Genomic DNA, 14,386 nt, shown 5'->3' with positions numbered 1-14,386 from the left:
AGCACAATGAATTTAAATATGAAAGGCCTAAAAGGAATGGTGACTGGTGGCAGTCGAGGTATAGGTAAGGCCGTTATTGAAAATTTCATTGCTGAAAATATGCAATTGGCCACTGGCGCAAGAGATGAAGAAACCCTCAACTCAGTGGCGAAAAATTGGGTAAACAGTAGTTATCCGGTGTTTGTTAAGCCACTAGATGTAACCGATGAAACAAGCTACCAAGAGTGGTTTGACGCCTCAATAAGTGCGTTGGGTGGTTTGGATGTATTGGTCAGTAATGTGAGTACCTTAACAGCCGCGTCGGGGGAAGACCGTTGGGCAAGTCGAGTAGACGTTGATTTAATGCAACACATTCGTTTGACGGAGATGGCATTGCCTTACTTAAAGAAAAGTAAAAATCCTTCCATTGTCTATGTGGCATCTATTGCCTCGGTGATGGCTAACAACTCGTCTACTGAGCTGGAATACGGCGCTATAAAAGCAGCGTTAACTGCTTATGCTATGAAGATGGCGCATATGTTGGGGCAATACGGAATTAGGGTCAATGTTGTATCACCAGGACCTATTGTGCATAAAGACGGACATTGGGAGATGATGAAAAAAGACCAGCCTGATATTTACAATTATGTGGCGTCTTTATCTTTGTTTAATCGCTTGGGTACTCCTCTTGAAGTGGCCAATGCCATTACGTTTTTATCTAGCCCAGCAGCATCAAATATTACTGCCACTAACCAAAGAGTCGACGGCGGCACAGTGAAAACCGTTAATTTCTAATCGCAATCACACAGCGGAGTTGTCTCTGTGTATATCAATATTCCTTAGGAGGAAGCCATGCGTCAATACATCTTATTCATTTCAGTTGCTTCATTATTGGGAGCTTGTTCTTGGTTGGTCACTCCGCCTAGCCGAGTGGCTAACCCTATAGTTGCAGGAGTGCATTATGTGGGGGTGACCGTAGAAAACCTCGATAAAACTCAAGCTCTGTATGCCGAATCTACCGATATCCAAGTAGTGCAGGAGGGCGAATTTGCTGATCATCCACTACTGAATCAGTTGGCTGGACGTGAGGGAGTCACCGCAAAAACACGGTTGATGAAGGGGGTGAATGCGCAGTTGTTATTTATGCAGTTTAACAACCCGTCAGACGCAGCTAAGAATTATCCGAGTATGCAAGCCAATGGTCCAGGTATTGCCCACCTTGCGTTTCAAGTGGATAAAAAAACACAAACCTATCAAGCGTTTTTAACCGCTGGAGCGACTCATATTGGCTCAAAAGAGATGATGACCAATCCAAAAACACATGTGTCTTACGCTTATGTGTACGATAAAGATAATATTATTGTTGAAATAGAACACGTTGATATTGATGCACTCGACTTGCCTAAGCCACCCAAAAATGACAGGCGTATTCGACATATTTCTTTAGCCACTCTTGATATGGATAGAGCAATTGATTTCTATTCTGAATTGCTTGAAACCCAAAACCCGCGCCGAGTTGGACATTATTTACATAACGAAGGCGAATTTATTGATAATGTCTCAGGCCTGCCTGGAAGTGAAACAGAAATGGCGTGGTTTCAGGTAAGAAATCTTGAGTTAGAGCTTATCCAATATTATCACCCTGAGCCCAAAATACCGGCTATTCCAAAGCCAGTTGATGCCACTGGCTACAACATGATTGTATTCGACGTGACCGATGTTGATGCGGCTAAACAACTTTTCAGCGATGCTGGTGGCAAGCTAGTCACTGACATTCAGCAATTTAACGATGGACTAGGTTTTTTTGGTCGAGATCCAGATGGCAACCTATTGGGCTTTCAAACCATACCAAATAGTTCACCATTTTCTGCCAAAAACTTTAAGAACAATGGGATTGAATAAGCGTCATTAATCGAATGCTGAATAACTTTACCCATCCAACTACTGTCTGTACTACTGCCTCATGGGGAACATGGGTGAGTAGCGGTTTACGGAGCCAATGATTTTATGATTTCACGAATTGTCCACTGGACATTAATTGTCATTTTTTGTGTGTTAGGGCTGATTTTGAGCCTTCTAGGTGGTTACTTGGCCTACCTAGGTGGAAGTCCTTACTACGTGTTTACAGGGGTAGCGCTGGTTGCCACTGGGATTTATATGATTAAGGGTAATTCGAAGGCTTACAAGCTGTTTGGTGGATTACTCGGTGTCACGTTGATTTGGGCAGTTTACGAATCGGACATGTATTGGCTGGCTTTATTACCCCGAGTCGCGACTTGGGTTGTACTCGGTTTGTGGTTTATCACCCCTTGGTATCTTGCAACGTTAAAGCCAATCGAAAGCGACGCATCGGTGAATAAACGCTGGATTGCCATTCCCGGTGTTTTGTCGGCAGTGGCAGTGTTGCTATCGTTTTTTCAAGGTTACGAACAAAATGGGACTGGCACTGACCGACAGGTATCAGCCTCTTCAGAAATTACCGATTGGCGCAATTATGGTAATACTGACGGTGGTACACGTTTCGCAGAAATAGATCAAATTAACACCGAAACAGTAGGGCAGTTAAAAGAGGTCTGGCGTTATCGCACTGGTGTAGAACAAGATTTCAAAATGACACCTCTTCAAGTTGATAACCATCTTTATTTATGTGGCGCGGCCAATGTCCTGATGGCTATTGATAGCGATACCGGAAAAGAAGTGTGGCGTTACGACCCTCAAGCAATACCTTCAGGTTCAAACCAGTACGCAAGAACTTGTCGCGGTATCAGCTACCATGAAGCCGAAGCAGACTATAGCGGCCAATGCCCAAAACGTATTTTAGTGGGTACGGTAGATGCGCGATTGATAGCGATAAATGCCATGACTGGCCAAGTTTGTAGCGACTTTGGAGACGCAGGTTCAGTAGACTTAACTAAGGACTTGGGGTTATTTGACTTAGGTGAGTACTATGTTACGTCACCACCACTTATAGCGGACGATGTCGCTGTGATAGGTGGACTAGTGGCTGATTCACAAGATCTTGGATTACCTTCTGGTGTAGTCCGTGCCTTTAATGCCACCACAGGCGAGTTTGCTTGGGCTTGGGATGTGGGCAAACCTGGTTATCATGGCGAACCCCCAGAGGGTGAAATCTACACACCAGGTACGCCTAATGTTTGGAGTATCATGAGTTATGATCCTGAACTAGATTTAATTTATGCGCCAACTGGTAATGCGTCACCGGATTATTGGGGGGGCGTTAGACGTGAGTTTGATGATGAGTGGTCTTCTGCGATTGTTGCATTAGATGGGGAGACAGGCGCACCTCGCTGGAAGTATCAAACGGTTCACCATGATGTATGGGATTATGACTTACCGGCGCAACCAGTTTTAGTGGATGTTGAACGTGACGGTGAAATGGTGCCTTCGGTGGCGGTACCCACCAAAATGGGAGATATATTTCTACTTGATAGACGAGATGGCACACCAGTGCATCCAATTGAAGAGCGCCCTGTGCCTCAAAGTGAACTTTATGGTGAACTTTTATCGCCTACGCAACCGTTTTCACCGCTACCTAACTTTCATCCATTTCGCCATGAAAAGGACATGTGGGGTTTAACGCCACTTGATCAACTGGTGTGTAGACTTGAATACAAAATCATGAATTATGAGGGAATGTTCACACCACCTTCAGCCGATGGACCTTTATTGATAGGGGGCACATTGCTGGCTCCAGGGAATTTTGGAGGCTTTAATTGGGGCAGTGTTTCGGTGGATGCCGACAATGGTTTACTGATTGCTGCGCCGCAAATGCTGGCACATCGTTTAAATATGGTCACCCCCGAGCAAATTGCTAAGGCAGGACCAATAGCGCAATATTTACTGGGGCCAAATCACCCAGCCGTTAGGATGGATCCCGAGGCCCCCATGCCAAAACCTCGCGAGCCAAACGCCGATGATCCTTATGACCATGTGCGTATTAAATTCTACGGCTGGCCAGAACCCTTTATGTCTAAGTTAGGAACCCGGGTACCTTGTTTTGAGCCACCATGGGCAAAGATTGCTGTTATGGATCTAAATACTAAAGAGTTACTTTGGAGTCGTGCATTGGGTGATATGAAAAACTCGGGGCCCTTTGGTTGGCGTTCGGGGTTACCCATAGACGTGGGTGTGGCAGTAAGGGCCGGCACCCTGACTACTCGTGGCGGTTTAACTTTCGTAAGCTCAACTATGGATGCCACGGTGCGGGCATTTGATATACGCAGTGGCGAAGAGAAGTGGTCGCAAGACTTGCCCGGAAATGGTCAATCTACTCCTATGACTTATATGTCAGCAAAAACAGGTAAGCAGCATTTAATTGTCACTGTTCCCAACCCTAGTTGGACCTATCCCAGAGACCCTGATACTAATAACTACACTGACTCTAAAAGTGTAAGAGATGGTAAAGGTGGTTACGTTATTGCCTATGCTCTTGAGTAACTAATAAGTTGTGAAAGAGCCAATAATCTTAAAATAATGTTGGTTATTGCTACGGATATGCTTGTTGATAATGCTGTAAATAAAGGTGCACTAGAGTGGCTTTAGCGCACCTTTTTATTGAATTTGAGGGGAGTAGGTTGCCTTTTGAACTGTAACCTAACATAACTTACTCTATCACCTGATGTTTCGAATTCCATAAAGGTGACCCACTCGTTGTTGGATAACAATATTTACTGTTTGTTATGAGTTACATTGGTGTCATTTTCAGTGTCTACCACAACTTCTATTTGTTGTCGTACCTCTATTACATCGTCTTCTTGCAAATCTTTCATAAAGGCGCTGGGTAATACATTTACTCCTATTTTTTCACCTAATTTGACAACAAAAGGCAAAGTGATTGGTGCAAAAGGCAAAATTGCGAGTACACCTAAACCTAGCCCGCGAATAACATCAACAAATTGTTGATTAGCTTGCTGCATTTCGAGTTTACTGGCTTGGCCGCGGGTAAACCGTTTGTAGGTAATTAGCATGACTTTTGTTTCACGGCTCTCCTGCGCCAAACCACGCTTAACCGCCAACAAACCGAGTTTTAGCGGAATGAGCGCCTTACGTTTGATCACAGTATTTTGGCGCTTTATGGATTGAGTTACCCTAACAATGTAGCGCTTCAAATCTAGTTACCTTTAAGATTGAGATGTTTGAACAAAGGGGACAATATCACCAATATTGTTTATTACTGATTGCGACTAATAAGTTTTCTTTGCGATGCAGGCACTTTTTCTTTGGAACAAAATTGCTGTTAGAAAAATACGATCGAGCGATAATGCGCTCTGGCAATTCTCACAATATCGTCAAGCCATACGTTAACACGCAAAATAAGCTTTAAATCGCAAGCTGGCAAGTAGCTTTTGCCACTTTGTCATCGATAGGGTTGAAATTTTAGAACGGGCTTTGCTCATCGCGTTTTATAAATAGTTATTCCCGATTGTTTATTACCGAGGTATGTGATCCAAATAAGGGCGGAAAATAGGAAATAGTTGGCTAGTTTGCGTATTTGAACTAGCCCTTTAATTTAGTTGATTAGTCTAACAGAAGTGACATGCTCAATATTTGCAATTGCATCAATCACATGACCATTTTCCATTTTTTCAACGTCGAGTATGTTGTAGGCTAAATCACCACGACTCTTGTTCATCATATCGAGTACATTAACATTGTGGTCCGCCAAAACAGATAACACGCTGCCAAGTACTTTAGGCACGTTTTCATTTGCAAAAATAATACGCTGGCCTTCACACCTTGACATGCTCACTTCTGGAAAATTAACCGAGTTTCTTATATTTCCGTTTTCGAGGAAGTCCATAATTTGTTCCGCAGCCATGATGGCGCAGTTTTCTTCAGCCTCGGCTGTAGAAGCGCCGATATGTGGCATGGCAATCACATCACTGCGTCCATAAAAAACAGGTTCCGGGAAGTCACATACGTAACCTTTTAACTTGCCGCTATCGAGTGCCTCAACAATTGCTTGTGGATCGACTATAGATTCCCTAGCAAAATTGACCAAAACCATACCAGCTTTGGCTTGAGTCAGTGCATCTTGATTAATCATATGCTGTGTTGGTTTGATAGCCGGCACATGTAGGCTGACATAATCACAGCGAGCCAGCAGGGCATGCATGTTTTCAGCCCTTTGCACCTCGCTTGATAAACGCCATGCCGCTTCAATAGATAATGCAGGGTCGAAACCTACTACATTCATACCTAGTGCCAGTGCCATATCGGCAACTAAGGAGCCAATAGCGCCTAATCCAATTATGCCTAAGGTTTTTCCTTTGAGTTCATTGCCAGCAAATTGCTTTTTCTGTGTTTCTAAGGTTTTATGTAATTCAGTTGCATCATGGACGTCGTGCAAAGTAGTGACATGATCGATACCTGACTTAATGCCTCGAGAGCCTAAAAGTAGTCCGGCTAACACCAGTTCTTTTACCGCATTCGCATTGGCTCCGGGAGTGTTAAATACCACTATGCCTTTGTTGCTGTAGTCTTCGACCGGCACATTGTTTACGCCAGCTCCAGCTCTTGCTACCGCTAAAACTGAATCTGCGAGTACTTCATTGTGTAGTTTGTGACTGCGCAATAATACCGCGTCAGGGCGACCTATATCCGAGCTCACTTCGTATTTTTCACGGCTAAACCGATCTAGCCCTTTGACTGATATTTGATTGAAGGTTTTAATTTTAAACATCTTGCTCCTAATCTATTTTGCGGCGTATATTTACAAGGTAAATTGTTTAAAGAATTTGTTTTTTGACACTATGGTAAGCCCATTCTAGCCAAGGCAATAGTGACTCTAAATTACTGTTTTCGATGGTAGCGCCGCACCAAATTCTTAATCCAGCTGGGGCATCTCGATAGGCTCCAATGTCATAGGCGACTTGGTGTTCTTCAAGCAGTTTGATGACGGATTTAACTTGCTCAGGGGACATGTCTAGGGTTAAACATACACTTGTATTGGAACGAATATGACTGTCTTGTGCCAAAAACTCTATCCAAGGTTGTTGTGCTACAAACGCTTCAATGGTGGCCAAGTTTTCATTAGCACGAGCGATAGTTGCCGCTACGCCACCTAATGATTCAACCCAATTTAGCGCGTCTAAATAATCCACCACACACAACATGGAAGGGGTATTGATTGTGGCTCCTGTAAATAGATCTTCAATTAATTTACCGCCTTTAGTCATTCTAAAAATTTTAGGTAATGGACGAGGGGGCACATAACTCTCAAGGCGCTCTACTGCGCGAGGGCTAAGTATTAACATGCCATGACCACCTTCTCCCCCCAGCACTTTTTGCCAGCTGTAGGTAATCACGTCAAGTTTGTTCCAGTCTACTTCTTGGGCGAATACAGCCGAAGTGGCGTCACAAAACGTTAAGCCCTTGCGGTTCTCATCTATCCAATCAGCATTCGGCACTTTTACACCTGAAGTGGTGCCATTCCAGGTAAAGACTACATCGTGGTCACAGTTAACCTCTTCCAATGCGGGAATTTGTCCGTAGTCTGCACTTAAAATACGAGTGTCTTCTAAATCTAACTGTTTAGTAATGTCGGTAGCCCAGCCTTGCCCAAAAGACTCCCAATACACTACATCTACTGGGCGTTCACCTAACATTGACCACATAGCCATTTCCATCGCACCAGTATCGGAAGCGGGAACCACCGCTACTCTATATCCTTGCGGCAATCCCAAAATTTTTGCTGTATCAACACAGGCACTTTTGAGGGCTTTTTTACCAATGGTTGCCCGGTGAGATCTTCCCAATACAGATAAATCCAGTTTACTGACATCGTAACCGGGCCTTTTAGCACATGGGCCAGATGAAAAGTTAGGGTTGCTAGGTTTAAGGTTAGGATGCATGCTTGTCTCGAGGTTAAAGTTAGTGAAATGGGATAAGTAAAAATTACAACGACCGAGAATACAAGTGATTGATACTAATCACCAATATTCAAGCGTCATGATTTATATCGATTGTGTTATATGAATGTTAAATGTCCTAGTGTCGCATCTGCTGTATATAAACTGCGTTAATTGTTAAAACACTATTCGCTAATGTGAGATTAGCATATTAGCTGGTCATATTAATATCTACATAACCAGTATCGACACGCCTATTTTCCTAGTTCAATCACAACACTATATCCGACCAAAATTAGAATAGAGTTGATGTTGGAGTTAGGCCGAAAGTTACCCTGAGCAAGCTCTCTGAATACAAAAAACAATAACACAAAAAATTAACATGATAATATGCAAACGTTTACATTAAAACGCTATTAGTTCACCATAGCCTCCAGAAAAATGGGCTAATTGCACAAGAGGATATAATTTTGGCGCAGAATAACGAGAATATGCTGTTTATTGTTTTAATCAGCTGTGTTGCCACTATCGGTGGGTTTTTATTTGGCTTTGATAGTGGTGTGATAAATGGCACGGTTGATGGATTAAGGATTGCATTTAACTCACAAGATATAGGTACAGGTTTTAATGTATCTAGTATGTTGCTAGGTTGTGCTGTAGGCGCGTTTACCGCAGGTCGACTAGCCGATAAATATGGGCGTAAATCTTTATTATTGGCTACAGCCGTTTTTTTTATTATCAGTGCTTGGGGCTCAGGGGTATCTGAGTCTTCAGCAGAGTTCATTATATATCGGTTTTTAGGAGGCTTAGCGGTAGGTGCTGCATCGGTTATGGCTCCGGCTTACATAAGTGAAATTGCCCCCGCTAGGTTACGTGGTCGTTTAGCGTCGATTCAACAAGTTGCCATTGTAATTGGGTTATTCACGGCTTTTGTGAGTAATTATTTGATCGTTAATTTTGCTGGAGCGTCTACCGCGACATTTTGGATGGAGTTTGAGGCGTGGCGATGGATGTTTTGGATAGAATTGCTGCCAGCATCACTGTTTCTGGTCACTTTGATATTTATCCCCGAAAGTCCACGGTTTTTAGTATTAGATACTAGAAACGAAGAAGCGCAAGTTGTGCTTGGAAAATTATATGGTGATGTCGCTGGTCAGCAAAAACTTGTTGAAATTCAACAGTCGTTGTCGACTGAAATTCAGCAACCTAAACTAGCTGACTTAAAAGAAAAAACCACCGGAAAGATACGCACTATTGTTTGGGTTGGTATTGGTTTAGCGACCTTTCAGCAACTAGTGGGTATCAACGTAGTGTTTTACTACGGTGCAGTGTTATGGCAAGCAGTAGGCTTTTCAGAAGGTGACGCACTGCTTATTAATATTATCAGTGGCGCGGTGAGCATAGCGGCAGTTGTGTTAACTATGTATCTAATCGATAAAGTAGGCCGTAAACCCTTCTTGACCCTTGGTTCAATTGGCATGGCAGTGACTTTAGGTTTATTGGTTTACGCGTTTGGCAATGCGGTGGTAGACACAAATGGCAACCTAGATCTAGGTGAGCTGGGTACATTAGCCTTAGTGGCAGCTAACGCTTATGTGTTTTTCTTCAATTTATCATGGGGACCTGTGATGTGGGTCATGTTGGGAGAGATGTTCCCTAATCAAATCCGAGGTTCAGGACTAGCGGTTGCGGGTTTAGCTCAATGGCTAGCAAATTTTGCGATTACCATGACTTTCCCTATTATGCTCGCAAGTATTGGATTGGCTGGAGCTTACGGCTTTTATACTTTATGTGCTGCGCTTTCAATCTTCTTTGTGATTAAGTTTGTGTATGAAACCAAAGGAAAAGAGTTGGAAGAAATGCAAGGTTAGTCGAATCCGATATTAATGTTTTGAGCTCATCCAGAGCTTTCTAAAGAAATGAGTGGCAAGTTGGTTTAGGCGTGGGTATTGGTTTACTGCTCTAAGCCAACAATGTCACTCTCTATCATGGATTTTTTGGGTAAGTACTTGGCGACTAGGTCTTCTAGAACGAGTTGTTTTATTGGTTTGACTATATAATCGTCCATCCCAGCTTCTTTGGCTTTAGCATAATCTTGCTTCATAGCGTTTGCGGATAAACCACAAATAATCAGATCGTTGTGGCCTCGTTGTCTTAATGTACGTGTTGCTTCATAACCATCCATGACAGGCATTTGTATATCCATTAAGACTAGATCGTATTGTGGCGAATTGACTATTTTAGTGACGGCTTGGTAACCATTTTCGGCAATGTCGTAGGTGAGGCCCATTAATTTCAGCATTTCGCTGGCAACAGCTTGATTAATACTATTATCTTCAACTAATAATATGTGTCCCTCATATTGAGAGAGGGTAGTCTGATGGTTATGATTGGAAATAATGTCAGCAGGCTCAGCGTTTAAATTAGTATCTACTAAATGTTTTAAGAAGGTACTGGCTTGTTGCGGTGTAAAAGGGTGTGATAAACACTTAGCTGGCCATGTGGCTAATAATTGCTTGGGTAAGTTACTGGGTTGGGAGTCAGTAACAAAGCCTACCTTTATTGATTGGCTGAAAAGTTTGTCGATTATTTCATGGTTGCTTCTAAATACGGCTTGATCTTCAATGTCGAGTAAAACCGTGTCGTTGCAACTTATGTCTTTAAGCATCGCAGACATCTGTCTCTGCGGGAAATGGTGGTAGTTTAATCCTGACTTTTCGATATATTCAGTGTTAAAGAACCCTTTACGGCCTGCGCTAAAATAATATAACTTGCCATTTTGTGCGGGTAGCCTTGCCATGACTTGGTCTAGGCTTTGTGACCTATTCAGTAATAAGTTAACTTTGAAGGTGCTGCCTTTGTTCTCTTCAGAATTAACGGTGACACTGCCACCCATCAATTCGACTAGCTGGGTCACTATTGAAAGCCCTAGTCCACTACCTCCAAATTTTCTACTAGTAGAGCCATCAGCTTGAGTAAATGAATCGAATATTGTACTGACTTGTTCTTGAGTCATTCCAATGCCGCTATCAGTTACTTCAATAAACAAACTAACGAGTTGTGTATCATCATGTAATTGGAAATCGACGTTAATGGAAATATGCCCATTTCGAGTAAACTTAACAGCGTTACTGCATAGATTCAGCAAAACTTGACTGATCCTCAACGGGTCTCCAATTAATTTTGCGGGCATATTGGGATTGGCGTTAAAGCGTACATTGAGATTTTTTTCTTGAGCTCGATTACCAATATTGGCTAATACGTTTGCAAACAGTGATTCCACTGAAAATTCGGTACTTTCAATGTCTAACTTACCGGCCTCAATTTTAGAAAAATCAAGAATGTCGTTAATTAAACTCATTAATATTTGACCAGAGTGCGCTGCTTTAGTCAGTTGTTCTCTTTGGGACTCGGTTAATTTTGAACGTAATACAATCTCTAACATTCCAATAATGCCATTCATTGGTGTACGAATTTCATGGCTCATATTAGCTAAAAACATACTCTTAGATGCAGTCGCTTGTTCGACTTTTTGTTTGGACGCCACTAATTCAGAATTTAGTGCTTCTTGTTGCGCATTTAAAGATTGTGATTGTTGCAACAAAGTAGCAGTTTGTTGGTTTTTTTTACGGAAAACGTCCGCTGCTTTTGCTAGTTGACCTATTTCATCCCTGCGATGCAGGCTAGGAATACTTTTAACATCTTTTCCCAAGGCTAAGCGCTGGAAAACACTAGTGATCGTATTGATTGGTAGCATTATTTTGTAGGCTAAAAACAATGCGGTGGCAATGGCTAAAATAATACCTATTGCCGAAAACAGGTTGCTACTTAAGCTTGTATTGTCGAGGGTCAGTTTAACCCCCATATTGGTTGCGACTAATTGCTCAGTCACCAGTTTGTCTAACTCTCTGGCTAGAAACAAAAATTCATTTGCTGTACCAGCCATTACTACGTTGACTAAAAATAAATAACCGCGGGTGATTTGAGTCAATTGCAGAAAGTTATTTTCTAATAGACTAAGTCTATCAATAACCGCTTGATACTGTCCATTTATGCTTAACTGTTTATTAATCTGTAATTTGGCCTGCATAATTTCTTGCTGAAATGGCTCAACCAATTGTTGGTCTGGGGTCTGCAAATACTGCAGCAGAAGAATTTCTGCTCGCGCTATATGGTACTTGGCATTTTCAAGAATATCCAAGCCTGAATGTGCCTGGTATTGACTATCTTTAATGCTATTAAATAAGGTTTCAAGCTCACTGGATAGTCCCGAATTATAAAGTGTTTGTTGTTCGCTTCTACCAGCCACCACACTGCTAAAATTTTCCTTGTAATCATATAGGTGAGAACGCATTCGAGTGATATAGTCGAAAAAAACTTCATTATTTTCTTCTTTAGAAATGAGACTTTCCAAGCGTTTTAAGTTGTCTTGGCTTTGTTCGATTAGTAAGTCAAAACGGCGAATGGCGGAACCACTGGCAGATTCTTTATAGATGAGTACGTTACGCTGTAAATCGATAACATCTCTTTCTAGCTCTCGTACCAAACCCACCTTAACTACAGCTTGTTGGGTTAAATCAAGAACGTCGACGAAAGTGGATTGGCTGTTTCTAGATAAAAATACTTGTGATAACAACAACAATACTAGGGTAACTAATATCAGTAGTATTTGGACTTTTATGGTTCTGAACACGTGATCCCCTGAGCTGACTAAGAGCTAATAAATTCATACCATTTTTGCACGCTGTAATCGTAGGTAGGCATAGCGGTATTCCAAACAGCAACATTACTAAAACGTTTGATGTAACTTCCCCCGTTACGTATATCACCTTGTCTCACTGAAATTTTGTTGTCTGTTCCTCTTAAGTCTTGAGAGGCTCTTTTTCCTTGATACCAATAGTCCCATTCTGCGGAACTCAAATATGGAGCTGAACGTTGAGGGTTAGAGATATAGTATCCTTGTTTGGCGACAAAGGCGCCGGGCCAGCCAGATAACCACCAATTCATATAGTCATAGGCCGCGTCCTTATTTTTTCCCTTAGAAGCGGCAGATAAACACATTACCCCATGCCAACCGCGGTAACCTTCTTTAGGTGCTGCAAATCTGACGGGTATATTTTGTCCGTTTAATGCGGATACCGCGGGCGAAAACATGCTTTCAATTACCACACGATTAGTGCGCATATAATCTACAGATTCAGGTACCGAATTCCAAAAACCGCCAAAATGATTCTGGCGCTTAAAATCAATGAGCACATCAAAAAGGCGATCTAAATCTATTTTGGTTAAATTACCAATGTCTTCAAATTTAACTAATCCTTGTGCTTGTGTGGCAAGGACTAAATCAAATAAACCTATGGTAGGCGCATTCACTATACCTACTTTGCCTGTATATCTTGGGTCAAGTAACCAACCCCAGCTTTCTGTTTTATAGGCTTCCCCTGGTTCAATTACATTGGTGTTATAACCAAATGAATCAACATTGTGAACATAGGGTAAAAAACTAATTTGCTCGGTATGTTCGCTGCCTAACTTTCCATCGGGTTGCACATGTAACATTTTGTATGGAGCGTCACCGGCGCCAAAGCTTGCATTGGCAGCGACTTGCCCAGTTTTACATAAGGGGTTAATTTCGTCCCAATATTGTAGTCGCTTCTTGTCAATCGATTGTATTGAACGACTTGTCCAAAGCGGCTTAATGCTATTGGACCACTGCTCATAAAGATCAAACGAACTAGGGTTCATCAATGCTTTTTGCAAAACTGCAGCGCTGCCTCTAGGCTCAAAAATCAAGTCTATACCCAAGTCTTCCATGGCTTTTTTACGTATCTCTGCTTGCAATGTAACATGGGTACCCAAAACTTTGAGTTGGGTGCGTTGTTTAGCAAATACATAAGGGGCTTGGGTAATTACGGTTGCACCCACGACAGCTTGACCGATAGACTTAAGAGCTTGGCGGCGACTCACTTTTATAGACTGTTTTTTAGGCAAGTTGTTAGTGGCCATATCTCAAAAAGTTTCGAAAGATTAAAATTAGCTCTTAACTTTAAAACATCAATGATTTATTCGCTATTAGCCATAAGTCTAAAGTGCGAGATTTAATCAGCATAAAATTTATGTTGGAATTTTAAAGTTTTTAATTCGAGCCCGTTATTAATATCAACTGATATGCGATATTGCTCTTGGTCACTAAACGGCAATGTGGCCAAGTAATAGATAGCTTTGCCTTCAGTTACTTGTTTAAACTTTAACTCTTTAACTACGCCAAGCAAATTTTTGGCTTGGCCTGTTAATACCACAGATTGCGCAGATTGGTCCTCGGTGTTTAGTACCGAAATGTTTATCAGTCCGTTATATTTGCTACGCACAATGCCATATTCCTTGGCTACTTGGGGTGTTAAAAAGGTACTATTTAACGCCATATAGTGCACATCCCAGCTACCCAGTTGTTGCTTTTGTTCGGCGTTGGCAGAGTTTAAAAAAAGCAAACCCAAAGTTAAGCAAAGAATTGCCGAGAGGCTTTTGTTATTTTTCAT

The 14,386-nt window shown here is 42.0% G+C and carries 10 protein-coding genes; 4 read left to right on the top strand and 6 right to left on the bottom strand.

What is annotated here, in order from left to right:
• The first annotated feature begins 6 nt into the window (after positions 1-6).
• The 3 genes from KO534_RS14300 (at position 7) to KO534_RS14290 (ending at position 4,437) form a co-directional block, all read left to right on the top strand.
• Entirely contained in the window at positions 7-774 is a 768-nt protein-coding gene (locus KO534_RS14300) for an SDR family NAD(P)-dependent oxidoreductase (protein WP_215930343.1), read from the top strand.
• A 57-nt stretch (positions 775-831) separates the two neighbouring features.
• Positions 832-1,881 carry a VOC family protein gene (locus KO534_RS14295; RefSeq protein WP_215930342.1) on the top strand — a complete coding sequence of 350 codons (1,050 nt, stop codon included), beginning with the start codon at positions 832-834 and terminating at the stop codon, positions 1,879-1,881.
• Positions 1,882-1,986: 105 nt separating this feature from the next.
• The gene (locus KO534_RS14290; RefSeq protein WP_215930341.1) at positions 1,987-4,437 is read left to right on the top strand and encodes an outer membrane protein assembly factor BamB family protein; all 2,451 of its coding nucleotides are present in this window, start codon (positions 1,987-1,989) and stop codon (positions 4,435-4,437) included.
• A gap of 230 nt (positions 4,438-4,667) precedes the next feature.
• On the opposite strand, the gene KO534_RS14285 is transcribed toward KO534_RS14290, so the two are convergent.
• The 3 genes from KO534_RS14285 to KO534_RS14275 all read right to left on the bottom strand — a co-directional run bounded on the left by KO534_RS14285 (position 4,668) and on the right by KO534_RS14275 (position 7,853).
• Positions 4,668-5,057, bottom strand: a complete 390-nt coding sequence (locus KO534_RS14285; protein ID WP_436836590.1) for a hypothetical protein — start codon at positions 5,055-5,057, stop codon at positions 4,668-4,670.
• A 452-nt stretch (positions 5,058-5,509) separates the two neighbouring features.
• The gene (locus KO534_RS14280) at positions 5,510-6,682 is read right to left on the bottom strand and encodes a phosphoglycerate dehydrogenase (protein ID WP_215930340.1); all 1,173 of its coding nucleotides are present in this window, start codon (positions 6,680-6,682) and stop codon (positions 5,510-5,512) included.
• A 46-nt stretch (positions 6,683-6,728) separates the two neighbouring features.
• On the bottom strand, positions 6,729-7,853 hold the full coding sequence (locus tag KO534_RS14275) for a phosphoserine transaminase (RefSeq protein ID WP_215930339.1): 1,125 nt from the start codon (positions 7,851-7,853) through the stop codon (positions 6,729-6,731).
• A 467-nt stretch (positions 7,854-8,320) separates the two neighbouring features.
• Between KO534_RS14275 and KO534_RS14270 the strand changes: the two genes are divergently transcribed.
• Complete coding sequence (locus KO534_RS14270; protein ID WP_215930338.1) at positions 8,321-9,721, top strand: sugar porter family MFS transporter; 1,401 nt, start codon at positions 8,321-8,323, stop codon at positions 9,719-9,721.
• Positions 9,722-9,804: 83 nt separating this feature from the next.
• Here the strand turns inward: KO534_RS14270 and KO534_RS14265 are convergent, their stop codons facing one another.
• From KO534_RS14265 to KO534_RS14255, 3 genes are all read right to left on the bottom strand, one after another.
• Complete coding sequence (locus KO534_RS14265; RefSeq protein ID WP_215930337.1) at positions 9,805-12,543, bottom strand: ATP-binding protein; 2,739 nt, start codon at positions 12,541-12,543, stop codon at positions 9,805-9,807.
• A gap of 17 nt (positions 12,544-12,560) precedes the next feature.
• A complete protein-coding gene (locus KO534_RS14260) occupies positions 12,561-13,856 on the bottom strand; it encodes an ABC transporter substrate-binding protein (RefSeq protein ID WP_215930336.1) in 1,296 nt (431 codons plus the stop codon).
• 92 nt (positions 13,857-13,948) lie between these two features.
• Entirely contained in the window at positions 13,949-14,386 is a 438-nt protein-coding gene (locus tag KO534_RS14255) for a DUF4426 domain-containing protein (RefSeq protein WP_215930335.1), read from the bottom strand.

Origin of the sequence: Paraglaciecola arctica (genome assembly GCF_018861065.1) — a bacterium.
GTDB classification, from domain to species: domain Bacteria; phylum Pseudomonadota; class Gammaproteobacteria; order Enterobacterales; family Alteromonadaceae; genus Paraglaciecola; species Paraglaciecola arctica_B.
The sequence above is the reverse complement of the archived record's forward strand: the minus strand, read 5'-3'. Positions and strand labels throughout refer to the sequence as shown.